Origin of the sequence: Speluncibacter jeojiensis, from assembly GCF_029589495.1 — a bacterium.
Lineage (GTDB): Bacteria > Actinomycetota > Actinomycetes > Mycobacteriales > Mycobacteriaceae > Speluncibacter > Speluncibacter jeojiensis.
Genome location: NZ_JAAIVF010000001.1, coordinates 1,577,025 through 1,603,721, shown reverse-complemented (window position 1 = coordinate 1,603,721; position 26,697 = coordinate 1,577,025). Strand labels below are relative to the sequence as shown.

Sequence of the window (26,697 nt, the reverse complement as noted above, 5' to 3'; positions counted from 1 at the left end):
TGCAGACAGCCGGTACCCCTCACCCTGGAACACGCACGCACCAGCAGCCCAGGGAGGCTCGTCATGCAGAAGATCGTCCCCAATCTGTGGTTCGCGGGCGATGCCGCCGAGGCGGGCGAGTTCTATGCGGCCGCGCTGCCGGAGACGACGTCGCGGGTCGCCGCCAGCTACCCGGACGACGGCCTGCCCGACTTCCAGCGGCAACTGGCGGGTCTCCCGCTGGTCGTCGAGGTCGAGGTGGGTGGCCACACGCTGTCGCTTATCAATGCGGGGTCGGAGTTCCGGCCCAACGGGGCGATGTCGTTCACGCTGAACTTCGACCCGTCCCGGGACTCCGAGGCCCGGGCGCGGCTGGATGCGACCTGGGAACATCTGGTCGGCGGCGGCGAGGTCCGGATGCCGTTGGGCGAGTATCCGTTCAGCCCCCGTTACGGGTGGGTCGAGGACCGGTTCGGGGTCAACTGGCAGTTGTTCGAGCCGAATCCCGACGGCGATTCGCGTCCGTTCCTGATGCCGTCGCTGCTCTTCTGCGGAGCGGCGCAGAACCGCGCCGGCGAGGCGATCGAGCACTACACGTCGCTGCTGCCGGACTCCCGGGTCGGCATGCAGGCTCCGTACGGCGCCCAGTCCGGCCCGGCCACCCCGGAGGCCCTGATGTATTCCGACTTCACGCTGGCCGGGCAGTGGTTCGTCGCGATGGATTCCGGTGTCGAGCAGGACTTCTCGTTCACCCCCGGAAACTCTCTGCAGGTGAGCTGCGTCGATCAGGACGAGCTGGATCGGCTGTGGGAGGCGCTGTCGACGGTTCCGGAGGCCGAGCAATGCGGCTGGTGTGTCGACCGGTTCGGGCTCAGCTGGCAGGTGGTTCCGCAGGCGATGGACGAACTGCTGATCACCCCGGCCGCGTATCAGGCGATGCTCGGCATGAAGAAGATCGTCATCGCCGACCTGCGTGCGGCCCGATAGCTGCCGATCAGCAAGCGCAGCACGACCGTCACAATCCTGTCCACCAGCACATTTCGCGAAGTAGCCACAGCACCAGCAGACCAGTGCGGATGGACCACATGGGAATCTGTGAAATGGCACAGCAGCCCGCCGCTGCCGGGGATCGGACACGCCGTACGCCGGTGTCGGGGTGGTAAGACTGAACCATCCAGGCGCGGCACGGCCGGCGTCCGAATCCGATTCCTCCACGCAGCAAAGGTTTCTCGCATGCCGATCATCAGGAGAGCGCTCGTGATCGCGGCCGGGCTCGCAGCGGCGGTGCTGTTGACCCCGTCCGCCGCGAACGCCGCCACCGGACAGACCCCCGGCACCTACGCCGGCTGGTCGGTCCCCGCGAACCCGACGTCGGTGACGATCCCGATGACGCTGCAGGTGGATCCCGGCAAGTACAACGCCTTCTGGTCCAACCAGTTCTCGTTCGCCGGGGTCGCCAAGGTCGGCGGCTACTTCGGGCTGCAGACCCACGCCAACGGCGGCGGCATGTTCCTCGCGTCGATCTGGAACGGTGTCTCCGGCGTCGCCGGCTCTCCCGGCAGCTACTGCCAGCGGTTCAACGAGGGCGGCACCGGGGAGACCTGCCGCGCGAACATCCGCCCGATCGCCGGACACCTCTACAACCTCCACATCGACCGCGACCGAGCCGGCACCGCGTGGACGTTCACCGTGCAGGACGCCACCGCGGGAACCTCCACCACCCTCGGCACGATCACACTGCCCGGCGTCGCCACCCTCGCGAAGGGCTCGTTCATCTCCTGGACCGAGTACTTCGACTGGAACAACCCGAAGACCGTCTGCTCGGACGCCAAGTACTCGAAGATGCTGTTCGGCATCCCCGCGTCGAACACCGGAGCCGGCAAGTACACCGGCGGCTGGAAGTCGAAGACCTGCCAGGACATGTCCCGGGTGACGCTCGGCCCGACCGGCGCGACCGAGGAGAACGGGCCGCTGCCGATGTCGCTGCCGATCCCGTTCGCCGGCAGTTCGGGATCGGCGTAGGCGTGATCCCCGGGGCGCAGCCGACCCTGCTTCCTCGAGCTCGGCGATGATCACTGGTTGTCGAAATCAGCTGCGGGCGACGGTGCCGTCACGCAATTCTTCCGGACCGAACGGCCCCACCGCACCGACGCCGCCGGGCCGCAGTATCAGCGGGCGGGAGTTGCGGGTCGGAGCGTCGCACCCTGACCCGAGCCGACCTGAGGCCCGAACCTCAGGGCCCGACCAGGGCCCGCAGGTCGACGATCCGCCAGACGATCATGGCGACGGCCAGCAGGCCTACCGCGGCGATGACGGCCCATCCGGTGGCGACGACCGTCTTGGCAGTCGGCTGGTGGACGCCGACGAACTGCAGCACCTTCGGCGCGAAGAGCAGACCGGCGGTCGCGATGGTGCCGGCCGCCAGCCCGCCGAGGTGGCCGAGCCACGAGATCCCCGGCAACGTCACGCTGATGATCACGTTGATGACGATGATCGCGAGGATGGCGGTCGGGCTGCGGCGCAGCCGCAGCAGGATGATCAGCACACAGCCGAAGATGCCGAAGATGGCACCGGAAGCGCCGGCGGTCACCGCGTTGAGCGGCCCGAACATGACGGTCGCGGACCCGCCGATCAGTGAGACGGCGTACACGGCGGCGTAGCGCGCCTTGCCGAGCACCAGCTCACAGTCGCGGCCGACGATGTAGAGCGCATACATGTTGACCAGCAGGTGCAGCGGGCCGTAGTGCAGGAACCCGCTGCCGATCAGCCGCCAGTAGTCGCCGAGCACGACCGCCGGCGGATACAGCGCGAGGTCGATGAACAGCTTGCTGTGCTGGTTGTTCAGCAGGCTGCCCGCCTGCGCTGCGGTCGCCAGGAAGATCGCGGTGTTGACCGCGATCAGCAGATAGGTGATGACCGGGCGCGGCGGTGTGTGGGTGCCGGCGGTGGGCATCGGCGCGCCGCTGACGGTCCGGGCGGTGGCATGGCTGCGCTGGTCGGTGGCGATACAGTCGACACAGTGGAAGCCGACCGACGCCTCGCGCAGGCATTCCGGGCAGGCCGGGCGCCCGCAGCGCGCACAGGACAGGCCGGTGGGTCGGTCCGGATGTCGGTAGCACCCCGGCTGGGGCGGCTGACCACCGGGCGGCTGCCCGCCGCCCCAGCCAGGATGCGTCACGTCAGCCCTGCTCGACGGTGATGTTGTTGATGACGACGGCGTCCGTCGGGCGATCGGCGCGGTCGGTCGCGGTGGTCGCGATCGCGTCGACGACCTTGCGGGACTCGGGGTCGAGCACCTCGCCGAAGATGGTGTGCTTGCGGTTCAGGTGCGGCGTCTGGCCGACCGTGATGAAGAACTGCGAGCCGTTGGTGCCCGGGCCCGCGTTCGCCATGGCCAGCAGGTAGCCGCGGTTGAACTGCAGCTCGGGGTGGAACTCGTCCTCGAACTGGTAGCCCGGGCCGCCGCGGCCGGTGCCGGTCGGGTCGCCGCCCTGGATCATGAACCCGTCGATGACGCGGTGGAAGACCGCGCCGTCGTAGAACGGGCCCGAGTCGCCACCCTGGGCGTTCTTGGTGCCGTACTCCTTGCTGCCGTCGGCCAGGCCGACGAAGTTCGCGACGGTCTTCGGCGCGTGGTTGCCGAACAGCGCGATCTTGATGTCGCCACGATTGGTGTGCAGCGTTGCGGTTGCTGTCTGGATAGGTGAAGTCACGACCTCCATCGTGCCATCACCGGCGGCCCCGAGTGCCGTTTGTCCCGTGCGCGCAGACGCCCGAGCCCTCCGCGGGTGTCGGTGACCCCGCGTACACCCTTCACCGGGGAACCCTCCGGCGATACGATGGCCGCGACGGACCGAGCGTCCCTTCCGCCGTTTCCGCGGCATCTGCGCAATCGAACAATCCTCCCCAGATGGGCGAAGGTGGAACGACATGTCGAAAGTCGTCAGTATCAAGGCGAATCACCGGTGGCTTCGCAGCCGGAACGTCGCACTGGTCACCGGGTTGTCCGGCGTCGTCGGCGCGGGCGTGTTCGCGCGCACGCACCGCGACGGGCTGGACGCCCTCGCCAACCATCCCGACATCCACTGCGACCCGCAGACCTGACCGCACCGGGTGGACAGCAGACGATGCGCAGCCGCCGCAGCGGCGCTGCTCGCGATGGTGGCGGTCGGTGGCTGCGTCGATGCCGGTTCCGTCCCATCGGCTGATCACTCGGCGAGCGTGCGGCTGACGTCGTCGGAGGTCGGCCCGCAATGGATCCTCTCCGCGGGGGCGGTGCCGAAGTTGGTGCAGGCCGGGCTGCCGCGTGCGCAACTCGAGCAGGAATTCGACCGGCCGACCACCCTGCTGCTCGCGCGCCGCGTGTGGCGTAACAAGTATCTGCCGCAGAGCTCGACGGCGTTCAGTTTCCCGAGCGCCGATGCGCTGGTGGCCGCCCTCGACACCGGGCAGGTCCCCGACTCGACGCGCTGGCTGCTGCTGGACCTGGAGAGGTGGACCCGCACTCCCCAGGCGGAGCAGCAGGACCCCATCGGCGCGCTGCGCCGGGCCGTCGCCGCCGCACACGCCCACGGCAAGCAGGTGCTCTTCACACCCGGCGTGGACCTGATGGGAACGCTGCGCCCGGGGCTGTCGGGTGTCGCACGGTACGGCGCGTTCATCGAATCGGTAGTGTCCCCCGGCGCCGCGGTGGCCGATGCCTTCGAGGTCCAGTCGCAGAGCACCGAGGCGACCGGCGCGGCCACCACCTTCGTCGGCGCGGCCGTCGCCGCCGCGCGGTCGGCGCATCCCGGCGCCCCGGTGCTGGCCGGACTGAGCACCAACCCGAACGGGCGCCGCGTCCAGCCCGGCGATCTGGTGGCGGTCTACCGCGCGGCCCGGTCGGCCGGCGCCACCGGATTCTGGCTCAACGTCCCCAACGGCGGTACGGCGTGTCCGAACTGCGGGGCGGCCCAGCCGCAGGTCGCCGTGGCGTTCCTGCAGGCGATCACCAACGGGTGACCGCGGATTCCTCCTGGTCGCGCATCGGTCCCGCGGACCAGCTCATGGACCTCCTCGCGGTGAGGCCCTACGACCGTGTCGCCGACCGTGCGCCCCGCATTGCGGGTGTCCCGCAATGCGGGGCCCGCTGTGGCACGAGACCGGTAAATCGCCTGCCGCGGAGGGGTCAGATCGAGCAGGGGGCCATCGCGGTCGCGGCGAGCGAACACACGCTGTCGTTGCTGAGCTTCCAGCTGCCGTCGACCCATGTCCAGGTCAACGGCTGACGACGGTCGCCGAACCCGATCAGCGAGGTCTTCAGCTGCACGGTCAGGGTGTCGCCGTCGACCTTCACCGGCCCCTCCAGCGCCCACTTGTACACCGGCCCTGCGGCAGTCAGTGCCGCACCCACGGCGTTCACGGTCGGCATCGCGGCGCCGCCCGCCTGCAACTCCGCGGACTTCGCGGCGGCGGAGGCGCCCGGGTTCAGCAGCACCTGCAGCTTGCCGGTCAGGTCCTGCACCGACGGGGTGGTCCGCTTCTGCTCGACAGGCTCGGGCTCGGGCTCGGGCTCGGGCTCGGCGGCCGGTGCCGGCTGATGCTGCGCCGCCACCGGGGCGGCCGCGACGGGCGCTGCGGCGGACGGAGTTTCCGCGGGTGCCGGTGCCGCGGGTGCCTTGTCGCCGTCGGGCTTCGGATCAGCAGGCTTCGAATCCGCCTTGGGATCGGCCGGCTTGGCATCGGCAGTCCCCGGCACCGCGGCGGACTGCTGCACGAGGCCGCTCGGCAGCGCCGTGACGACGGTCTGCCGGGTGGAGTCGCGCTGGTCCAGCAGCATCATCCCGACGACCCCGACGGTGACGATGATCGCCGACACCACGGCGGAGACCCCTGCCGCGACCGCGATGGTGACGACCGAACTCCTCGATCCGCGGTCTTGCTCCGTGTCCATCCCGTGCTCGCCTTTCCTCGCTCACCGATCAGGTGAGGCTACACATAGTGAGGTGAGGGTAACCTACCTTCAACTTTCGGATCGAGGGAGGACTTCCACCGTGCACAGCAGAATCATCGGCGGCCGCAGCATCCGCCGTCTCGTCGTCGCGTTGACCACCGGTGCGCTCGCGCTGACCGTGGCGGCGTGCGGCAGCGACGACACCGCCCCGGCCGCCGGCCCGGCCGTCACCATCGAGCACACCCTGGGCAGCACGACGATCACCGGTGTGCCGCAACGCATCGTCACCCTGGGCAGCCAATGGCTCGACGCGACCGAGTCGCTCGGCGTCACCCCGGTCGGCTACATCGACAACGTGGCGTTGACCACCGGCGGCACGCCCGCCCCGTGGGAGCCTGCCGCGCTGGCGGATTCGAAGCAGATCGACGCCAAGGGCGACATCGTCGAGCAGGTCGCCGCGCTGCGCCCGGACCTGATCCTGGCGCCGGGATTCGCCACCGACCGGCAGACCTACGACCAGCTGAGCAAGCTGGCCCCGACCATCCCCAACCTCGGCACCGAACAGGTCGAGCCGTGGGACGAGGAGGTCGAGATCATGGGCCGGATCCTGCACCGGGAGGACCGCGCCAAGCAGGTCGTCGCCGACGTCAACGGCGAGATCGACGCACTCGCACAGCAGAATCCGGGCCTGAAGGGCAAGACGTTCGTCACGTCGTTCCTCGCCTCGCCGACCCAGCTGATGGTCCTCGCCGACCCGAAGGACGGCGCCAGCGCGCTGTTCGAGCGTCTCGGCATGCAGCTGCCGGCGCATCTGGTCGCCGAGGTCGGATCGGCGGGACGCACCGCGCTCTCGCCCGAGCGGCTCGGGGACCTGGACTCGGACCTGCTGGTGATCACCTCACCCGCGAACCTCACGGACTCGATCGCGCAGCTGCCCGGCTACGACGAGCTCCCGGCGGTCCGCAAGGGTGCGGTCGCCAAGGTCGACCTGGCCACCGGCACCGGCATCAATGTGCCGACGCCGCTGTCGATCCCGTACGTGCTCGACAAGCTGACCCCGGCACTGGTCAACGCGGCGAAGTGACCGTCACGGCTGTGGCGTCAGCGGGTTGCCCGGCGCGATCTGTCCGCAGTTCGCCGGGGCCGGACGGCCCGCGAAGCGGTCACTGAGCCACAGCCACGCCGCCGGCAGCCAGGCGGCCATCGCGGATGAATGGCTGAGCAGGTCGTACTGCGCGTACTGGATGTGCGGGTCGCCGGTGGCACAGTACCGGCGGGCGAGCTCACGGACGTCACCGGCGATCATCACCCCGTCGCCGGGCCCGATACCGGGCTTGTCGTTCGGCGTCCCCTCCACGGCCCCGTCGGCACCCTGACCGATGAACATCGGAACGGTCGGGGTCGGTGCGAGCCCCAGATCGATCTTGCGGACGGCCTCCATCAGTGGTGGGACGTCGGCGGGGTCGGCATACTGCGGCTTGGCCATCTGCTGCCAGGTCAGTCCGGGGTAGTGCCCCATCACCTCGGTGATCGACGCCGTCTGCATCTTCGAGAGGATCTGCTTGCCGTAGTCACTGAGGTAGGGCGCGAAGTCGATGCCGTAGGAGCGCGCGACGCCGGTGATCGCCATCGCCGCGACACCGGACCACATCCGGCTCCCGTTGACGTAGCTGAGGTTGTGGACCGGGTTGACCAGCAGGCCGCCCTCCGCCGCACCGACGAGTTCGCGGTCGACGTCCGGCGCATATCCGGCAGCGAGCGCGGCGGCCCAGGCGGTGGCGATCGCCCCACCCGAGTAGCCGAACAGCCCCACCCTGGTGCGTGAGTTCAGGCCGACGGCCGGGGATCGCGTCGCGGCGCGGACGGAATCGAGGGTGGCCATCCCGTATTCGGGACCGGCCGCGAAATCCGCGTTACGGCCCTCGGTGTCCGCGACGATGACCGTGTAGCCCTGCGCGAGCATGCCGACGATGAAGCGGCTTTCGATGGTGTTGACCGTGCCCTTGCCGGAGGGCTGGCCGGCGATGTCCCGGGAGGGACCGTCTGCGGGGTTGAGCGAATCGTAGAACGACTGGTAGGCAACGGCTCTGGTCGGATCGACCCCGCCGGGCGGCTTGAGTACCGAGGTGACGTTCGTCGTCGGCGCACCCTGTGCGTCGGTCGTCCGGTACAGCAACTGCACCGTCGTGATCGGTACCGGCAGACCGGTGACGTGGTACGGGAAGGTCCTCGATGCGAGCACCGTCCCGGGGTCGACCGAGGACAGCGCGGCACTTCCGGAGTAGTCGTAGAAGGACGCCTGTTGCGCAGAGGCGGCCGGCGCGAGTCCGGTGTAGCAGGCTGCGGTCATGGTCAGCGCCGCCGCGGCGGCCGACGCATGCCTGGTCCATCGGGGTGTGCGCACGGTTCCGCCTCTCCACAGGCCAACGCGACAGCGCGTTAGTTCGCGAGCGAAAGTACTCTTGCTCACGGGACCGGGCAAGCGTCCGGGGCGTTCACCGGGGTCCAACCCGTGACAGCAAAACCAGCGCCCGCTCCCAGTCCGCGATCAGCGCGTCCACGTCGGCAGCCGCGAGCACGTCCGCACTCCACTGCCAGGTGCTGCGCAGCTCCGGACCGTCCGCGCCGGACACCACCGCGACCCCCACCGCCAGCTCGCGCGGGGTGGGCGTCGCGGGATCCGCCGCCGACGCCACCGCAGCGGCAATCCGCTCGTTGGCCACCAATGACCAAGGGCTCCCGTCGAATTCGCCGCGATCGAGCCGTCCCAGGTAGTTGAACTCGATCTGCGGACGCGCCCCCGGCTCGAGCCCGCACAGCAGCCCGTGGTCCGCACCGCCGTTCGGTACCGCCGCCATCTCGGCGACCACGGTACGCAGCACGGCCTCGAGCTCCTCGGGATCGCCGCGGCCCAGGTCGACCGCCGCGCATCCGGCCGCGAGCCGCACCGGATACACATCGGTGAACCACCCCACGGTGCGGCTGGTGTCGACGTCCGGGTCCGGCATCAGCTGGTCGTACCTGCCGTGACCCTCGAGCGCGATCAGCGCGCCCACGGTCTCGTCCTCACCGCGCCGACGCCGGTGCGCCGCAACCGCCGAGGCCAATGCGGCCAGCAGGATCTCCCGCACCGCGGTGCCCCGACCGGACAGGTCGAGCAACGGGCCGACGATCGCGGCGGGAGTCCGTGATGCGGTCGACCGCACGGCCACCTGCCGGTCTCGTGACGGGTCGAGCCGTCGCACACCGAGTTCCGGGTCCGCGGCCGAGGTGACCCGCTGCCAGTACCCACGCTGGCCCTGCACCGCCGGATCCTCCACCCGCCGCGCAGCCATCTCGCACCAGTCGCGGTATCCGGTCGTCTCCGGGGTGATCTCGGGCTCGCGACCGTCGCGCAGCGCCGACCACGCCTGCGCCAGGTCGCCTGCCAGCACCTGCCAGGACACCGCGTCGATCGCGAGGCGGTGCACGCACGCCAGCAGCAGCCCCGGTTCCCCGCCACCGGGACGCAGCCACACCGCCTGCAGCACCGCACCGCGTTCCGCGTCGAGCCGGCCCAGTGCCCGCTCGGCGCACGCGCCGACCGCCGCCGCCAGGCCGTCCTGCACGTCCTCGACGCTCAGCGCCGTCTCGATCGAAACACCTTCTGCGCCAAATGTTTCCAGGACAGCATGATCGTCCAGTCGACGCGCCCGCATCCGCAGTGCCGGATGCGCCGCGACCACGGCGTGCCACAGCGCGCGCAGCGCCGGCTCGTCGATGCCCGCAGGCAGGGTCAGCAACTGGACCTGCCCGTTGCGGCGCAGCGGCCCGGCCGCGAGCAGTCGACGCACCGCCGGCAGCGGCGTCACCGGACCGTCCTCCTGGGTGGCACCGGTCGGCCGAGTCGCGGCCTCGTCCACCGCAGCAGCGAGGTCGCGCACGCTCGGGTGCGCCAGGATCATCCGCGGCGTCACCGCGACCCCGGCGGCCCGCGCCCTGTTGACCAGCGCGATCGTGGCGATGCTGTCGACGCCCAGGTCGAAGAAGTCGGTGTCGGCGCCGATGCGGTCGTCGCCCAGCAACTCCGCGATCACGATCAGCAGGGTCCGCTCGGTGGCGGTGGCCGGCGCGAGTGCCGCTGTATCGGCCGCCGGGTGGTGCTCGCGATCGAGAAGCGCCCGTGTGTCCAGTTTGCCGTTCGGTGTGAGCGGCAGGTCGTCGACGAGCGTGATGCGCGACGGGATCATGTAGCCGGGCAGGCGGTCCGCGAGCGCCGCGCGCAACCGCGGCACCGTGGGTTCCGCACCGCCGCGGGATGCGTCGGTGTCGCGAACGACGAAGCCCGACAGGCTCGCCCCCGTCGGGCGCCGTGCGACGACGACCGCCGCCCGCGCCACGCCCGGCACCGCCGTCAGGGCCGACTCGACCTCGCCGAGTTCGATGCGGTGGCCGCGGATCTTGACCTGATCGTCGGCGCGGCCGAGGTACTCGAGCACCCCGGACACGGTGCGGCGCACGACGTCCCCGGTGCGGTAGAGCCGGGTCCCGCCCGGCCCGGCGACGAACCGCGCCGCGGTCAGCCCCGGCCGCCCCGCATACCCGCGGGCCACCTGCGGACCGCCCAGATACAGCTCGCCCGACGCGCCGCGCGGCACGGGCCGCAACCGACGGTCCAGCACGCGCGCGGTCATGCCCGCGACCGGTCCGCCGACGTTGGGCCGCGGCGCGTCCGCGAACGCGGCGACCAGCGCGTCGACCGTGGTCTCGGTGGGGCCGTAGAAGTTGAACACCGCGGTGCCGGGAAGCGCGCGCAGCCGTGACCACGCCTGGGTGCCGACCGCCTCGCCACCGAGCCCGAGCACCGCCAGCGGGCAGCGCGGACCGTCCGGACCGTCGGTCACCAGCCCGGCCTCGGCCAGTTGACCGAACATCGACGGCGACGTCTCGATCATGTCGACGCCCCGCTCGACGATGCCGCGCACCAACAGATCCGCGTCGGTCATCTCGGTCGTCGAGAACAGTTCCACCGCATGGCCGTCGAGCAGCGCGAGCAGCGGCTGCCAGGAGGCGTCGAACGACATCGACCAGGCGTGCCCGACCCGCAGTGGGCGGCCCAACCGCGCCGCCGCGGGCGCATACACCCGGTGGCGGTGGTCGGCGAGCAGCGCGGCGATGCCCCGGTGGGTGGCGACGACGCCCTTGGGCTCCCCGGTCGATCCGGAGGTAAAGATGATGTACAGCGACCGGTCGGGATGGATTGCCGCGTCGATGTTCTCGTCTCGCGGGTCCACCGTGGCGATGTCGACGACGGTCGGCACCTCGGCGACGGTGTCGCTGTGCGCGGCGTCGGTGACCGCGTGCCGGGCCTCGGCGCGGGTCAGGATCGTCGCGATTCGCTCGGGCGGCAGGTCGACCGCAAGCGGCACCGCGGTGCCGCCGGCCTTCGCGACCGCCAGCAGCGCGACGACGAAGTCGATGCCGCGGGGCAGCGCGATCGCGACGCGGTCCTCGGCACCGACACCGCGGCCCCGCAGCGCGGCGGCCAACCCGTTGGCGGCGGCGTTCAGCTCGCGGTAGGACAGTGCGCGTCGGCCGGCGCGGATCGCCGGCGCCTCGGGCACGCGGGCCGCGTGGTATTCGAGGAGTCCCGGAACCGTCTGCGCCACCACAGATTCCGGAGTCCGCATGGGAATCTGGTCGCCAGGTAGCAGCACGTCCAGGCGGTCGGGGCCCGCGGCGGCCAGTTCCGGCAGTTGCCGCAGCACACGCAGCAACCGTTGGCCGACCTCGCGCGGGTCCAGGTGCGGCAGCAGGTCGGCCCGGTGCTCGATCACCAGGCCCAGCGCCTCGCCGTCGAGATACGGGACGACGGTGAGCGGGTAGTCGGTGAGACTGTCCATGTCGACCGGCGTGAACCGGACGCCGTCGGGCGTGGTCACCGGCTCGGCGACGCTGCCGCGCGGCGCATTCTGGAACACCAGCAGCGTGTCGAACAGCGTCGGGATGCCGGCCGCCCGTTGGATGCTCGGCAGGTCCAGGTGACCGTGACCGCGTAGGCGGGCCGACTCACGCTGCAGCCGCGTGCAGTGCTCGAGGACCGTCTGCTCGGCGGCCAGGTCGACGCGGACCGGGATGGTGTTGATGAACAGCCCGATCATCGACTCCACGCCGGGCAGCTCGTCGGGTCGGCCGGAGACGGTGGCGCCGAAGACGACGTCGGCGCGGCCGGTCAGCCGGGAGAGCAGGACCGCCCAGGCGAACTGCGCGGCGGTGTTGGCCGTCAGACCATTCGCCCGCAGCCAGGCCAGCAGCGGCGCGGCCTCGCGGACGCTCAATCGCAGTTCGTGCGCGGCGGGCAGCACGTCGTCGCGCCGGACGCCTCCCTCGGCGAGCAGCGTCGGGCCCTCGAGCCCGGCGAGCTGGTCGCGCCACACCGCGAGCGAGGCGTCCCGGTCCCGCCCGGCGAGCCAGGCGATGTAGTCGCGGTACAGGCGCGGCGCGGGCAGCGTGTCGAGCGTGCCGCCGCACAGGTACGCGGCGACCAGCTCCCGCACGAAGATCGGCACCGACCAGCCGTCCATCACGACGTGGTGAACGGTGAGGATCAGCCGCCACCACCCGTCCGCGGTGCGCGCCAAGACGATCCGCAGCAACGGCCCGCTACCGAGGTCGAACGGCCGGCGCCGCTCCGCCTCCGCCAGCGCCGCCAGCTCCTCCGGCGCGGCGTCGACCTCCCGCCACGGCACGTCGACCGTGCCGGGCACGATCTGCACGGGACGGGGCAGGTCCTTGTCCCAGAACGACACCCGCAGGTTGGGGTGTCGTCGCAGCACCGCGTCGACGCTGCGGCGCAGCAGCGGCACGTCCAGCGGCCCGTCGATGTCGGCGAGGAACTGGATCGTGTACGGGTCCACCGCGCCGTCCGAGAGCCGGGCGAGGGTGAACAGCCCCTCCTGCAGCGGACTGAGCGCCAGCACGTCCTCGATCTCGGCAGGGGCCTGCTGTGTCTGCGTCACCTGTTGCTCCAGGAGGCTCGAAGTGCCGCCAACGCGTCGGTGTCGAGACCGGAGGCGCTCATCGGGGCACTGGGTGGTTCCGGCTGCGCGGTATCCGCCACAGCCGCGGTTTCTTCCGCGGCGCGATCGCACGCCGCGGCGAGTTCGGCCACGGTCGGGTTCTCGAAGATCAGCTGCGGGCTGATGGTCAGCCCCTCGGCGCGGGCACGGCCGGCCAGCTGGATCGAGAGGATGCTGTCGCCGCCGAGCGCGAAGAACCCGTCACCGCGACCGACCTCTCCGGCCGGCGCCAGCAGGTCCCGCAGCAGTGCGGCCAGGATGCGTTCGGTGTCGGTGCGCGGCGGTTCGGCGGCACCGCCGGTGCGCACCCGCGGCTCGGGCAGGGCCAGCCGGTCCAGCTTCCCGGAGCCGGTCAGCGGCATGGTCCCGAGCACGGTCAGCGACGACGGCACCATGTAGCCGGGCAGCGTGCGCGACAGATGCGCGCGGACCGCATCGACGGGATCGGCCCCGGCCGCCTCGTCGACGCCCGTATCGAGCACCACATAGCCGGCCAGGCTGCTCGCGCCGCCCAGTTCCCAGGTGCGCGCGGCGGCGGCCGTGACGCCCGGTGCACCGCGCAACGCGGCCTCGACCTCGGCGAGTTCGATGCGGAAGCCTCGCACCTTCACCTGGTGATCGGTGCGGCCCGCGAACTCCAGGTCGCCGCCGTCGTTCCACCGGCCCCGGTCGCCGGTGCGGTACAGCCGCTCCCCCGGCGTCGCGGGATACGGGTTGGCGACGAACCGCGCGCCGGTCACCCCGGACTGGGCCCAATAGCCGCGTGCCAGTTGATCACCCGCTACGTACACCTCGCCGACCATGCCCCGCGGCACCGGGCGCAGCCGCTCGTCGAGCAGCAGGATCTGCACTCCCGGCACCGGCCGACCGACCTTGATGCGATCGTCGATCACGCCGCGCACGATCGACCCGGCCGTCTCGGTCGCACCGTATCCGTTGACGACCTCCCCGCCGGGGGCGACGCGGCGCAGCCCGGACAGCAACGACCCGGTCAACGGCTCGCCGCTGCACACCCACCGCGGCACCGAGGCAACCGCGTCCGGCGCTGACTCGACGAGCGCGGTCACCGCGCTCGACACCGCGGTCACCTGGCCGATCGGGTGCGACCGGATCAGCCCGGCGAGCGCCTCGAGGTCCCGGGCCTGCGCGTCGTCCGCGACCACCAGGGTGGCCCCCGCGGCCAGGCCCGCCAGCAGTTCCAGCCCGCCGTCGAGGAAGCTCAGCGAGCCCTGCGCCAGCCGGGTGTCGGTGTCCCGGCCCGCTGCGTCCACGGCCCGGACCGGGAACAGTTCCGGCTGCCAGGCCAGGCGGCCCGCCATCGCACCGTGCGTGCCGAGCACGCCCTTGGGCACCCCGGTGGAGCCGGAGGTGTAAAGGAAGTAGGCCGCGTTGTCCGGGTGCACCTTGGCGGGCGCCGCCGGCGCGACCTGCTCCAGATCGACCGTGTCCAACAGCAGGGGTGCCGCGCCGGCCGGCAGCGACCCGGCCGCCGCCGACGTGGTGACCACGCACACCGGTCCGGCGCGGTCGATCATCTGCGCGAGTCGCTGCGCCGGGTAGCGCAGGTCCAGCGGCAGGAAGGCCGCGCCGGACCGCATGGTCGCCACGAACGCGACCACCATGTCGATCGACCGGGGCACGGCGAGCGCGACCACGGTCTCCGGACCGGCGCCGTGCCCGCGCAGCACCGCCGCCAGCCGGTCGGCACGGTCGTACAGCTGCCCATAGGTCAGTTCGGAGTCGTTGCAGCGCAGCGCAGCCCGGTTCGGGTCGGTGACAACCCGGGAGGTCTCGAGCAGCTCGACAACCGTGCGCGGCGCGGTCGCCGTGGTGTCCCGGCTGCGGCTGAGTTCCCCGAGTACCTGCCGCCGCTCGTCGTCGCCGAGCAGGTCCAGCGAGCCGATCGTGCGGTCGGGTTCGGTCGCGAACGCGGCCAGCACCCGCAGCAGCCGCGTCGCCATCGCCTCGATCGTTGCTCGGTCGTACAGGTCGGTGCGGAAGTTGATCCCGCCCTGCCAGGTGCCGGAGGCCACGGCGCAGAAATCGAAGGTGAGGTCGAACTTGGCGGTGTCGAAGCGCGGCTCGATCGCGGTCAGCCGGGTCTGCTCGTCGCCGCCGAAGGCGCCGGACAGCTCGCCGGCCTCCCGCACCTGCACGAGCACCTGGAACACCGGGTGCCGCGAGAGCGAACGGTCCGGTCGCAACGCGTCGACGAGACGCTCGAACGGCAGGTCCTGGTGCGCGTAGGCCCCCAGCGCCGCGTCGCGTGCGCGGGTGACCGCCACCGTCGGGGTCGGGTCGCCGGACAGGTCGTTGCGCACCACCACGGTGTTGACGAAGAACCCGATCAGTGATGCGAGGCCGTGTTCGGTGCGGCCGGCGATCGGGGTGCCGAGCGGCACGTCGTCGCCGGCGCCGAGTCGCGCCAGTAACGTCGCGACCGCGGTCTGCAGGACCATGAAATCGCTGGCGCCACAGCTCCTCCCCATCGCCGTGAGGCTGTCACGGATCGCCCGCGGAACCGTGAACTCGACGGTGTCGCCGCGTGCGGAGGCGACCGCCGGGCGGGGCCGGTCGCGCAGCACGGCAGTGTCGTCGGGCAGCCCGGCGAGCGTGTCGCGCCAGTACGCGATCTGCTCCGCGCCGACGGTGTCCGGCTCGGGGTCGGCGCCCGGTTCCCGGTCCAGGCCCAGCAGTTCGCGCTGCCACAGCGCATAGTCCGCGTACTGGACCTGCGGCGGCTCCCACTGCGGCGGCGTGCCGGTTCGGCGGGCACGGTAGGCGGCGGTCAGGTCGCCGAGCAGCACCGGCGCCGACCACTCGTCGCCGGCGATGTGGTGCAGCAGCAGCGAGAGCACGTGCCGGTCCGGGCCGAGCTGCAGCAGCGTCACCCGCAGCGGCAGGTCGCGGTCCAGTTCGAAGGTGTGGTCGCCGAGCCGTTTGAGCTCGGCGTCCAGATCGGTCTCGACGACGTCGTGCACCGGGATCGGCACCGGCGCCGGCGCACTGATCTGCTGGCGCGGGGTGCCGTCGCGGTCCGGGTAGGTGGTGCGCAGGATCTCGTGCCGCGCCACCACGTCGCCGACCGCGGCGGTGAGTGCGGCGACGTCGAGCGGTCCGTCGATCCGGGCGGCGAACGGGATGTTGTAGGTCGGGTTCGCGCCCTCCATCCGGTACAGGAACCATTGGCGCAGTTGGGCGTACGACAGCGGAAGCTCGTCCGGGCGATCCGCCCGCACCAGCGGTGGGCGGGTGGCCGCGTCGGGGAACGCCGACCGCTTGACCTCGATCAGCGCGGCCAGCCCGGCCACCGTGGGCGCGTCGAACGCCTCGCGGACGGTCACCTCCACGCCGAAGTCGGCGCGCAGCCGCGCCACCAGCCGGGTGGCCAGCAGCGAATGCCCACCGAGGTCGAAGAACGACTCGTCGACGCCCACCCGCTCGCGGCCGAGACTGTCCGCGAAGATCGCGCACAGTGCGATCTCGACAGGTCCTTGCGGATCGCGGGAGTCGCCGGCGGCGACCGGTTGCGGCGTCGGCAGCGCCCGCCGGTCCAGCTTGCCGTTGGGGGTCAGCGGGATCGCGTCGACCGTCGCGTAGGCGGTGGGCACCATGTGCGCCGGCAACCGGCCGGCCACGTGGGACCGCAACTGCTCGAACGGGATCGGCGCGCCGACCGGCACCACGTACGCGGCCAGCGACCGGCCCAGCTCCGGGCTCTCGTGCACGGCGACCGCGGACTGCGCAACGCCCGGGTGGCTTGCCACCGCGGCCTGCACCTCGCCGAGCTCGATCCGGAAGCCGCGGATCTTAACCTGCTCGTCGGCGCGACCGACGAACTCGATCTGCCCCTCGGAGTTCCAGCGGGCCAGGTCGCCGGTGCGGTACAGCCTCCCGCCCCGTACGAACGGGTCGGCGACGAACCGCTCGGCGGTCAACGCGCGGCGACCCAGGTAGCCGCGCGCGAGTTGACTTCCGCCGATGTAGATCTCGCCGATGACGCCGGTCGGAGCCAACTGCAGCGACGCATCCAGCAGGTACACCTCGGTGTTCGCCTTCGGCGAGCCGATCGGTGCGACGCGGGTTCCCTGCGGTCCCTCGACCGGATACCGGGTGGCGGCCAGGGTCGCCTCGGTGGGTCCGTAGAAGTTGTGCAGTTGGGCGTCGAAGGTGCGGTGGAACGCATCGGCCAGCTCGCCGGGCAGCGCCTCCCCTCCGATCGGGATGCGGCGCAGGCTCGTCCACTCCTCGATGCCGGGCAGTTGCAGCAGCAGGCCCAGCAGCGAGGGCACGAAGTGCATCGTGGTGACGGCCTCGTCGCGCAGCAGCGCGGTCAGGTAGCCGATGTCCTGCAGGCCGTCCGGTCGCGGGATCACCAGTCGGCCGCCGGTAACCAGGGCCCCGAAGATCTCGCCGACCGACACGTCGAAGCTGGTCGAGGCGACCTGCAGCAGCACATCGTCCGGCCCCGGCGCGTACTCCTCGTCGAGCCAGGTGAGGTGCTCGACGATGGCCCGGTGGCTCACCGGCACACCCTTGGGCCTTCCGGTGGACCCGGAGGTGTAGATGACGTAGGCGATGTTGTCGGGGCGCAGCGGTGCGGTCCGGTCGGCGTCGGTGGGTGCGGTGTCCGGGAACCCGGCCGCCGCCGACTCCGCGTCGTCCGGTCCCAGCTGCAGCGCCGGTGCCGCGTCGGCGAGCATGTACTCGATGCGGTCCGCGGGATAGTCGGGGTCGATCGGCAGGTACGCGGCGCCGGCCTTGAGGGTCGCGACGGCGGCGACCACCATCTCGGGTGAGCGCGGGTAGGCCAGCGCGACGAGATCCTCCGGTCCGATTCCCTGCGCGATCAGCCGGCGCGCGAGTCGGTTGGCGCGGGTGTCGAGCTGGGCGTAGGTGATCCGCTCCGTGTCGGCGACCAGTGCCACCGCGTCGGGAGTGGCCGCGGCCTGTCGCTCGACCAGTTCGACCAGCGTGGTCGCGGTGCCGCCGGACAGCCGCGGACCGGTGGACAGCTCCAGCGCTGCCACCCGGTCCTCGCCGAGCAGATCGAGCGCCGCGATCGCCGAATCAGGCGCGGCCAGAGCCGATTCGAGGAAGGTGGCGAGGTGCCGCGACCAGTTGGCCGCGACCGCATCGTCGATCACCTCCACCTGGTGCTCGAATTCCAGCGTCGCGCCGTCGGCCCCGCCGAATTCGACCATCACCCCGACCGGCACCTGCGCCACCGCGCTGCGCAGATCCGCACGGGCGCAGCCGATCCCCGGCGGGCAGAAGCCGGCGCCGTCTGCCGAACGCGCGCCGAAGCTCAGCCGGATCAGCGACTCGATTCCCGCGCCGCGTTCCGGCCCCACCTGCTGCACCAGCCGGTCGATGCCCAACTGCTGGTGCGCGAACGCCCCCAGACACATCTCGCGGGTACGGTGCAGCAGCTCCCGGAACGTGTCCCGCGGCCGCACCCGCGCCCGCAGCACCACGGTGTTGCCGAAGTAGCCGAGCGCGCCCTCGGCTTCGCCGCGCCGGTTCACCACCGGGGTCGCGACGAGGAAGTCGTCGGCCCCGGTGTACCGGTGCGCGACCGCATCGAACGCCGCCAGCAGCACCATGAACGGGGTGGCGCCCTCGGCGCGGGCCAGCGCCCGCACCCGATCCAGCAGGTCGGCGCGAAGGGGGCGTTCGAGGTGCCGCGCCGCGGTGGACGCCGTGCGTGCGCCCGCGGGCTCCCCGGGCAGCTCGATCGGCTCGGGCAGTCCGGCGAGGGTGCCGCGCCAGTAGTCCAGGTCGGCGCCCTCGGCGGCGCCGGTGCCGGTGTCGCGTCCGGCGAGCACCTCGACGTCGAGCAGGTGCACCGCGCCGGCGCGTGCGGTCTCGAGGTCGGCCGCGGTGTCGAAGCCGGCTGCGGTGTCGGCCAGGTAGGCGCGGGTGAGGTCGCCGAAGAACACGCCCCAGCAGTCGTCGTCCCAGGCGACGTGGTGCACGACGAGAACCAGCACATGCTCGTCGGGACCGGTCCGGGCCAGCACCGCCCGCAGCGGGTGGTCCCGCTCGAGCCGGTAGGGCCGCGCGAACGCCGCACGGGCGAGTTCCCGCAGGCGCGGCGCGGGGTCCGCGCCGTCGACCAGATCGTGAAAGGCCCAGTCGGGCGCGGTGTCCCCGTCGACCCGCTGGCAGGGCGCGCCGGCGTCGTCCTGGTGATAGGTGGTGCGCAGGATGTCGTGCCGGGCGATCACATGGGCCAGCGCGCGGTGCAGCCGCTCGACGTCCAGCGGGCCGGTCAGGGTGTAGGCCGTACAGACGTTCAACGTGGTGTCGTCGGGGCTCAGGTGCTGCAGGAACCACATCCGCTGCTGGGCGGGCGCGAGCGGGTGACGGACGCCGAGGTCACGCGGACCGGACGCCGTGGGTTCCGGGGCCGAGCCCAGCCTGCTCTGCGCGATCCGACGCTGCAGCAGCGCGGCTCGCCGGTCGGCGAGCGCGGCACTGCGCTGGGTTGTCGGTCGGTGTTCTCCGATGGTCACCTGTGGAGACCTTTCCCCGGGCATCCCGGTTGCCGCTCGCGTCGGATCGGCAGGCCCGTTTTGGTAGCCTACCCTTACTTAGATTTCGTGAGCCTAGCCTAACCAGTTGGGTGCTCGGTGGACACCGGCACGGAATGACGCCGACGTCGCACACAGAGGGGACCGAAACCCGGTATGCCCGAGATGGATTCACACAAGCTGCTCCCGCGGCACCGGACCGAGGGACTGCCTCCGGAGGTGCTGGCGGCGCCGGCCCCGCCGGTCCCGCAACTGCCCGACCCCTTCCGTGTCCGCGTGGTCGACCCGGACGGCGACGACCCCGCACTGGTCGCCACCTGGATGAACCGACCGCATCTGGCCGCCACCTGGGAACGCGCCTGGCCCACCGAACAGTGGCACGCGCACCTGCGCGCCCAGCTGGCCACCGAATATTCGCGACCGCTGATCGCCGCCTACGACGGCGTCGACGTGGCATACGTCGAGGTCTACCGCCCTGCTCAGGACATCGTCGGTGCCGTCTACCAGGCATGGCCGAACGACCTCGGCGTGCACGTCGCGGTCGGCGACCCGCAGATGACCGGGCGCGGGCTGGTGTCGCGGGCGATGAACAACGTGGTCCGGTCGCTGTTCTTCGCCGAACCGGACTGCCACCGCATCATGTACGACCCCGACCACCGCAACCGGCCGGTCCGCGCGCTGCTCGAATCCGCCGGTGCCGTCGGTCTCGGGCTGCACGACGTGCCCGGCCGGCGGATCGCGCTGTACGCCACCGTGCGCAGCGCGGAGCACATGCCCCGGCTCCGGTCGGCGGCTACCGCGGAGCCGGCACTTCCTCGTCCAGACCGGTGAGCGCGGCCGGGAGCGGGCCGCGGTGCACGACGCCGAGGCGCTGGGTCGCGCGGGTCAACGCCACGTAGAGTTCCGCGGCACCCCGGGGCCCGTCGCCGAGGATCCGTTCCGGTTCCACCACGAGCACCGCATCGAACTCCAGGCCCTTCGTCTCCGACGCCGGTACCGTGCCGGGCACGCCGGGCGGTCCGATGACGATGCTGGTGCCCTCCCGGCCGGACTCGTCGCGGGTGAACTGTTCGATGGCCGTGGCGATCTCGTCATCGGTGACGCGGCGTGACCAGGGCCGGATCCCGCACGCACGCACCGACTCCGGTGGCGGCACGGTCGGCGCGAACTCGGCGAGCACCGCAGCGGCCACGGCCATGATCTCCGCGGGCGTGCGGTAGTTCACCGACAGCGATCGGTACAGCCACCGCCCCGGCACGTACGGCTCGAACATCGCGCCCCAGTCGCGCGCCCCGGCCGCCGAACGGCGCTGCGCGAGGTCGCCGACGACGGTGAACGACCGGCTCGGGCAGCGCCGCATCAGTGCCCGCCAATCCATCTCCGACAACTCCTGCGCCTCGTCGACGACGACGTGCGCGTACGTCCAATTCCGGTCGGCTACAGCGCGTTCGGCCAACTCACGGGTGTCTCGCTCGACGAAGTGGTCCGCGAGTTCCTCGGCGTAGAGAAGATCGGTGGCGAAAAGGTGGTCCTCGTCGTCCATGTGGTCGGCGCGAGCGACCAGCGTGTCGAGAACCTCTGCGGCATAGACAGCCTGGGCGCGTTGTTCCCGCTCGGCCGCGCGGGCGGCACGGGCCTCCGCCTCCGTGTCGCGGCCCAGCAGGTCGACGAGCTCATCGAGCAACGGTACGTCCGACACCGTCCAGGCATCGCCCTCGGCGCGCCACAGTGCGGGGTCCGCACCGGCCGCGCCCAGCCTGTCATGGGATCGATAGAGCTGTGCCAGCAGTGTTTCCGGGGTCAGCACCGGCCAGAGCTCGTCGAGCGCTGCGGTGTAGTCGGCGTTGTCCGCGAGTTCGGCAGTCAGATCCGAACGCATCTGCTCCCAAGCCTGACGGTCGTCCCTGGTCAGCCATCCCCTGCCGATCCTCCCGATGGCGCGTTCGGTGAGCGCGTAGGTGAGGACCTCGCCGAACACCCTGCGCGCCTCGTTGTGCGGTAGCCCGCTCGCCCGCGCCTCTTCCCGGGCCCACTGCGCGGTCTCGGTGTCGATCCGTCCCGTGACATCGGCGAGCTCGATCGCGATGGGCTGCTCCGGCAACCGCTGACGGTCGGCGACCGCGGCGGCGAGCAGGTCGAGGATCTTCAGCGAACCCTTCAGTCGCGCGACCTCGGGGGTGTCCTCCACGGTCGTGGTCACGCCGGGTAGCAGGTCACCGGTGGTCGTGAACACCACGTCGGATTCGCCGAGCGACGGCAGCACCCGGTCGATGTGATGCAGGAACGCAGGATTGGGCCCGACCACCAGGACCCCGTGGCTCTGCATCCGCTCGCGCTGCGTGTACAGCAGGTAGGCGACGCGGTGCAGCGCGACCACGGTCTTCCCGGTTCCCGGACCGCCCTCGATCACGAGCACCCCGGGATGTTCGAGCCGGATGACCGCGTCCTGCTCGGCCTGGATGGTCGCGACGATGTCGCGCATCCCCTCGCCGCGCGGCGCGTTCACCGCCGCCAGCAGTGCCGTGTCCCCGCGACCTGCACGCTCGTCGTCGTCGGGCCGGCCGAGGGTCTCGTCGGTGAAGCGGAGCACCTCCCGTCCGCGGGTGTGGAACTGCCGGCGCCGGTGCATCCCCTCGGGTTTCGCCCCGGTCGCGACGTAGAAGGCCCGGGCGGCCGGGGCACGCCAATCCATCAGCAGCGGGACGTAGTCGTCGTCTTCGTCGAAGATCCCGATCCGCCCGACATAGGCGGTCTCGCCGTCCACCGAGTCCAGGCGGCCGAAGCAGAGACCGCTGTCCGCGACATTCAGCCGCCTGAGCTCGGTGGCCAGCGCGCGCACCTGCGCCTCACGGTCGACGAGGGTGACCTCGTGCCCGCGCAGCGCCGCACCGTGCTGGTCCGTAACCCTCGCACGCTCCGCGTCCAGGCGTGCGTAAAGCCCCGCCACGTAGTCCCGCTCGTGCTGCAACTCGTCTTCGTATTCGTGAGCGGCCATCGCCGTTCAACCCCCATTTCCGCAGGCCCTGACATCGGAGCAGTGATTGTGCGGCATCACCGGGGCCTTGCCGCAAGGCCCCCGGTGCGATATATGTTGAGGGTGGAAGGAGTTCGTCCACTCCTTCCGTTTGTTGGTTGCAGGGTCGGTCAGACTCAGTCGAGGCGCGACCTCGGAGCGACCATGCCGGCCGGAATCTCACGCACTCGTTTCGTCAGATGGACCAACGCATATCCGCCCGGAGTCACGGTGCGATGCGTTTCCTGATACCCGAACCGTAAGTAAAGGCGTAGATTGCCGAGGCTGCGTTCACCCGTGAACAGCCGCACATCGGTGACCTGTTCAGGTAGCCGCTGTTCCACAAGTTCGAGCAGTCGACTACCCCGACCCCGGCCCTGCAGGTCCGGGGCCACGACCAGCCGTCCCAGCGCGGCTGTGTGAGGATGCGTCGGAGACAGATGCACCCGCACGGCCGCGACGAGGCGCCCAGAATTCACGTGTCGACATCCATCTTCACAGCGCCACTGCAACTTTCACCACTGTGCTGAGTCAACGCAAACGCAGTCGAGTCCGACCGAATCCAGAAAATTCCTTTGATTCGAACTGTTGTTCGTATACACTGTGATCATGGGGACCGGGGAGATCGACGCACTGCTCGAGGCCGAGCCGTGGCAGCTGACCGAGGGTCAGCTCATCGAGGGTGTCCCCGCATTGACCCGGCGGATCCACGAGTTGGAAGCGGCGCGGGTACGACTGGTCGGCGAGATCGACCAGCGCGGCGCGGCCCCGGACCGGGCGCACCCTTCGCTGAAGAACTGGTTGGCGGCCAACCCGATCGGGCTACTGTCCCCGGGTGACGCCGCCCGGATCGTGGATTTGTCCAGGGCCCTGCGCGCCGAACCGGAGGTCGCTGCGGCCTACGACTGCGGCGCGCTGCGGACCGAGTTGGCGGTCGCGATCGCCTCGTTCTGCCAAGACCCGCCGAAGGGCATGCCCGAGGATCTGTTGCCCGCCTATCGGAAGGTGTTGATCGAGAACACCTCCCACGGGGCGTGTGGGATCACGCAGTTGCGGTCGGCGATCACGAAACTGAGGGACCACTACGCGCAGACCCCGCCCGCCGAAGACGTGGAGCGCAACGAGTTCTATGCGTCGACCACCTTGAACGGCCGGGTGGTCATCAAGGGGGATGTGGACGCGGAGACCGGGGAGATGCTGCTGAGCGTGCTCTCGACCCTGTCGGCGCCGGTGCCGGGTCCGGACGGGGAACCCGACCGGCGACCGGCGGCGCGGCGGCGGGCGGATGGATTCTCGGAGATGGTGCGCCGTTGCTGCGACACCGGTGTCGGGCCGGTCGAGGGCGGCGAGAAGCCCCACGTGACGGTCACAGTGAACCTGAAGGACCTGCACCACTGCGACGGAGACGACAGCGCAGACGGTTCCGGCAACGTGTATGCGCGGATGTTCGGTGACGACACCGGGCCGACGATGCCGTGGCTCGGCGGGCTGACCCGGGTCGCCACCCGCCGGTTGGCGTGTGACTGCATCATCACCCCGGTCATCATCAACCAGGACGGGGTACCGCTCGAACTCGGCCGCACACACCGCCTCGTCACCCCGGGCCTGCGCAAAGCCCTCCTGGTGCGGGACCGGTGCTGCGCTCCCCGGCTGCGGCCGACCCGCCGCCTGGACCGACGCGCACCATATCGTTCATTGGGCCAACGGCGGACCCACCGACCTGGCAAACATGGTGTTGCTGTGCCGGTATCACCACCGGCTGATCCACCACTCGGAGTGGGACGTGATCATGGGACCGGACGGGTATCCGTGGTTCCTGCCGCCGCGGTCTCGGGACCCGGACCGACAACCGATCCCCGCCCACGGCCGCACTGTGGAGTGACCGGGAGGATCAGCCCCACATCCGAGACTGCCTGTCCTGCACCGGCTCACGCGGTGCAGGACAGGTGTGTTTTCAGCCAGAAGTCCGGTGGCGTCCCTACCCTTGGCTCTTGCCGAACCGCCAATAGCCGGTGAACGACACCGCCTGCTTGTTCATGCCACGCTCGCCGACCAGATGCCGGCGCAGGCCGGTGGCCAGCTCGCTCTCCCCCGCCACGTACGCGTATCCCAGGGTCTCCGGTAGCTTCGCCGCCTTGACCGTTTCGAGCACCAGCGGACCCGGATGATCGTGCGCATTCGCACGCGGCAGCCAGTGCACCGTCACCCCCTCGGGTTCGCCCAGGTCCTGCCGGTCGTCCTCGTGCGGGATCTCGATGAACACCTCGCCACCCATGTCCTGCGGCGCCGACGCCAAGACTCCCGCGATCGCCGGGAGAGCGCTCTCATCACCGACCAGCAGCTGAAATCCCTTGGCAAGACCGGGCTCGTAGATCAGCCCCTCGTCGAGGATCGCGAACTCGTCGCCGGGAGCCGCGGCGGTCGCCCAGTCCGAGGCGGGCGTGCCACCGTCGTGGATGACGAAGTCGATGTCGAACTCCGGCCCCGTCACGCCGACCGCACGAAACTCGCGGATCGTGTAGTTGCGCACCGTGGGACGCGACTCCTTGCCCGTCATCAGGTACTGCGCGTACCAGAGGTTGCTGGTCGCCGTCGGCAACTTCAGGTCCGCCTGCCCTGGCCGAGGCAGGAACATCCGGAACCACTGGTCGTATCCCATCGCGGTGAATCCCTCGAGTCCCGCACCGCCGGCGGTGATGCGCAGAACGTTCGGGCTGATCCGCTTCGAGCCCAGCACCCGCAGGGTGCGGATCTCGCGGTGCTGCGGCTTGGTGCGCTTGGCCATCTCGGCTCCTGTTCGGTGGGTCGGGGGTGGTCAGAGCGCGCGGCCGGCGAGCTGGCGGGAGCGGGTGGCCTCCCGGCCGGCGAGCACCGACGTCAGGATCTCACCGGAGCGCACGGCCACGTTCGACAACAGCGACGAGGTCAGGCCGTGCGTGCGCTCGGTGCCGCCCTGCAGGTAGACACCCACCGGGCCGTAGGCCTCGGTGTCCAGCCGATAGTCCCGGGAAATACGCAGCGGCGCAGCGGCGGTCGGGCACAGGCCGGCCTGGAGGACCTCACCGAGCGACGCCGCCTCGAAGCCAGTCGCGAACACGACCGCATCGCAGCGCAGCGAGTCGGTCAGTCCGTCGAGGTTGCTGCGCACCCGGACCTCCACGCCGCCCTCGTCCTCGGTCATCGACTCGATAGTCGACGAGCGCCGCATGAACAGGCGCCGCCGGCCGTCGACCCGCTCGCGGTACTCGGCCGCATACAACTCGTTGATCAGTTCGATGTCGACCACCGAGTAGTTCGTACCGCGGTGCAGCGCCAGCAACCGGTCCCGCTCGGCCTGCGGTGCACCGTACAGCTCGTCGACTGCCGAGGGATCGAAGATGCGGTTGGCGTACGGACTGTCGTCGGCGGGGCTGTAGCCGTACCGCGAGAAGACGTTGTGTACCTCGGCCGCAGGGAAATTCGTGTGCAGGTACTGCACAACCTCGGCCGCACTCTGGCCGGCCCCGAGCACCACGAAGCGCTGATGCTTCGGCGCGGGCAGCTCAGCGACCCGGTGCAGGAACTGATGATTGTGAAAGCACCTGGACGACGGCGTCGCCCATTCGGGCAGCACCGGGCGCAGACCCAGGCCCAGCACGACTGCCCGGGTCCGCAGCAGCTCACCTGTCGCGGTGCGCACCTCGAACTCCTCGGCACCGTCCCCGACCCGACGCACGTCGGTCACCGTGGTGTCGTAGCGGACATCGGCATCCACCGTCGAGGCGGCCCAGCCCAGATAGTCGTGGAACTCCCGGCGGGTCGGGAAGAACGTCTGGTGGTTGACGAAGTCGACGAGACGCTGGCGTGCGTGCAGGTAGGCGAAGAAGGAGTAGCGGCTGGTCGGATTCCGGAACGTCGCAAGGTCTTTCGGGAACGCGATCTGCATGGTCGCGCCCTCCAGCAGCATTCCCGGGTGCCACCCGAACTGCGGCTGCCGTTCGACGAACGCCGCCCGCACCTGCAGGCCCGGGTCACACGACTCGTTGTGCTCCTCGATGGCGATGGCCAGTGCGAGGTTCGCCGGCCCGAACCCGACGCCGACCACGTCGAGCACCTCGCCGTCGATCCGATGGTCCGAACCTGTTGTCACCGCACGCATTCAATGTCTCCTGTCGTCCACACTGGCGCCTCCCGCACACG

At 70.9% G+C, this 26,697-nt stretch carries 17 protein-coding genes; 7 read left to right on the top strand and 10 right to left on the bottom strand.

Going from position 1 to position 26,697, the window contains the following annotated elements:
- The first annotated feature begins 63 nt into the window (after positions 1–63).
- Positions 64–966, top strand: coding sequence for a VOC family protein (locus tag G4X40_RS07070; protein WP_277831131.1), 903 nt, complete (start codon positions 64–66; stop codon positions 964–966).
- A gap of 246 nt (positions 967–1,212) precedes the next feature.
- Positions 1,213–2,001, top strand: coding sequence for a DUF3472 domain-containing protein (locus G4X40_RS07065; RefSeq protein WP_277831130.1), 789 nt, complete (start codon positions 1,213–1,215; stop codon positions 1,999–2,001).
- A gap of 211 nt (positions 2,002–2,212) precedes the next feature.
- On the opposite strand, the gene G4X40_RS07060 is transcribed toward G4X40_RS07065, so the two are convergent.
- Together G4X40_RS07060 and G4X40_RS07055 are read right to left on the bottom strand one after the other, a co-directional pair.
- Complete coding sequence (locus G4X40_RS07060; RefSeq protein ID WP_277831128.1) at positions 2,213–3,157, bottom strand: rhomboid family intramembrane serine protease; 945 nt, start codon at positions 3,155–3,157, stop codon at positions 2,213–2,215.
- A 1-nt stretch (position 3,158) separates the two neighbouring features.
- Positions 3,159–3,701 (bottom strand): peptidylprolyl isomerase, encoded by a 543-nt coding sequence (locus G4X40_RS07055; RefSeq protein ID WP_277831126.1) that lies wholly within the window; start codon positions 3,699–3,701, stop codon positions 3,159–3,161.
- Between the two features lie 208 nt (positions 3,702–3,909).
- Here G4X40_RS07055 and G4X40_RS07050 point away from each other — a divergent pair, with 208 nt between their 5' ends.
- Complete coding sequence (locus G4X40_RS07050) at positions 3,910–4,083, top strand: hypothetical protein (protein WP_277831124.1); 174 nt, start codon at positions 3,910–3,912, stop codon at positions 4,081–4,083.
- Between the two features lie 9 nt (positions 4,084–4,092).
- Positions 4,093–4,980 carry a hypothetical protein gene (locus G4X40_RS07045; RefSeq protein WP_277831123.1) on the top strand — a complete coding sequence of 296 codons (888 nt, stop codon included), beginning with the start codon at positions 4,093–4,095 and terminating at the stop codon, positions 4,978–4,980.
- Between the two features lie 166 nt (positions 4,981–5,146).
- On the opposite strand, the gene G4X40_RS07040 is transcribed toward G4X40_RS07045, so the two are convergent.
- Entirely contained in the window at positions 5,147–5,911 is a 765-nt protein-coding gene (locus G4X40_RS07040; RefSeq protein ID WP_277831122.1) for a hypothetical protein, read from the bottom strand.
- 100 nt (positions 5,912–6,011) lie between these two features.
- Between G4X40_RS07040 and G4X40_RS07035 the strand changes: the two genes are divergently transcribed.
- The gene (locus tag G4X40_RS07035) at positions 6,012–6,995 is read left to right on the top strand and encodes an ABC transporter substrate-binding protein (RefSeq protein WP_277831121.1); all 984 of its coding nucleotides are present in this window, start codon (positions 6,012–6,014) and stop codon (positions 6,993–6,995) included.
- 3 nt (positions 6,996–6,998) lie between these two features.
- On the opposite strand, the gene G4X40_RS07030 is transcribed toward G4X40_RS07035, so the two are convergent.
- From G4X40_RS07030 to G4X40_RS07020, 3 genes are all read right to left on the bottom strand, one after another.
- Entirely contained in the window at positions 6,999–8,315 is a 1,317-nt protein-coding gene (locus tag G4X40_RS07030) for a lipase family protein (protein WP_277831120.1), read from the bottom strand.
- Between the two features lie 91 nt (positions 8,316–8,406).
- Positions 8,407–12,909: an amino acid adenylation domain-containing protein gene (locus G4X40_RS07025; RefSeq protein ID WP_277831118.1), complete on the bottom strand. Its 4,503-nt coding sequence runs from the start codon at positions 12,907–12,909 to the stop codon at positions 8,407–8,409.
- The gene (locus G4X40_RS07020) at positions 12,906–19,487 is read right to left on the bottom strand and encodes a non-ribosomal peptide synthetase (RefSeq protein ID WP_277831116.1); all 6,582 of its coding nucleotides are present in this window, start codon (positions 19,485–19,487) and stop codon (positions 12,906–12,908) included. Before G4X40_RS07020 ends, G4X40_RS07025 begins: the two co-directional genes overlap by 4 nt.
- A 183-nt stretch (positions 19,488–19,670) precedes the next feature.
- Between G4X40_RS07020 and G4X40_RS07015 the strand changes: the two genes are divergently transcribed.
- A complete protein-coding gene (locus tag G4X40_RS07015) occupies positions 19,671–20,336 on the top strand; it encodes a GNAT family N-acetyltransferase (protein WP_277831114.1) in 666 nt (221 codons plus the stop codon).
- Here G4X40_RS07015 and helR read toward each other — a convergent pair.
- The gene (helR, locus tag G4X40_RS07010; RefSeq protein WP_277831113.1) at positions 20,299–22,500 is read right to left on the bottom strand and encodes an RNA polymerase recycling motor ATPase HelR; all 2,202 of its coding nucleotides are present in this window, start codon (positions 22,498–22,500) and stop codon (positions 20,299–20,301) included. The two genes, G4X40_RS07015 and helR, sit on opposite strands and share 38 nt — an antisense overlap.
- 155 nt (positions 22,501–22,655) lie before the next feature.
- Positions 22,656–22,997 (bottom strand): GNAT family N-acetyltransferase, encoded by a 342-nt coding sequence (locus G4X40_RS07005; RefSeq protein ID WP_277831112.1) that lies wholly within the window; start codon positions 22,995–22,997, stop codon positions 22,656–22,658.
- A 130-nt stretch (positions 22,998–23,127) separates the two neighbouring features.
- Here G4X40_RS07005 and G4X40_RS07000 point away from each other — a divergent pair, with 130 nt between their 5' ends.
- Positions 23,128–24,534, top strand: a complete 1,407-nt coding sequence (locus tag G4X40_RS07000) for a DUF222 domain-containing protein (RefSeq protein WP_277831110.1) — start codon at positions 23,128–23,130, stop codon at positions 24,532–24,534.
- Here G4X40_RS07000 and G4X40_RS06995 read toward each other — a convergent pair.
- A complete protein-coding gene (locus G4X40_RS06995; RefSeq protein WP_277831108.1) occupies positions 24,497–25,303 on the bottom strand; it encodes a siderophore-interacting protein in 807 nt (268 codons plus the stop codon). The two genes, G4X40_RS07000 and G4X40_RS06995, sit on opposite strands and share 38 nt — an antisense overlap.
- 30 nt (positions 25,304–25,333) lie before the next feature.
- Positions 25,334–26,656, bottom strand: a complete 1,323-nt coding sequence (locus G4X40_RS06990) for a lysine N(6)-hydroxylase/L-ornithine N(5)-oxygenase family protein (protein WP_408642124.1) — start codon at positions 26,654–26,656, stop codon at positions 25,334–25,336.
- Positions 26,657–26,697 lie beyond the last annotated feature (41 nt).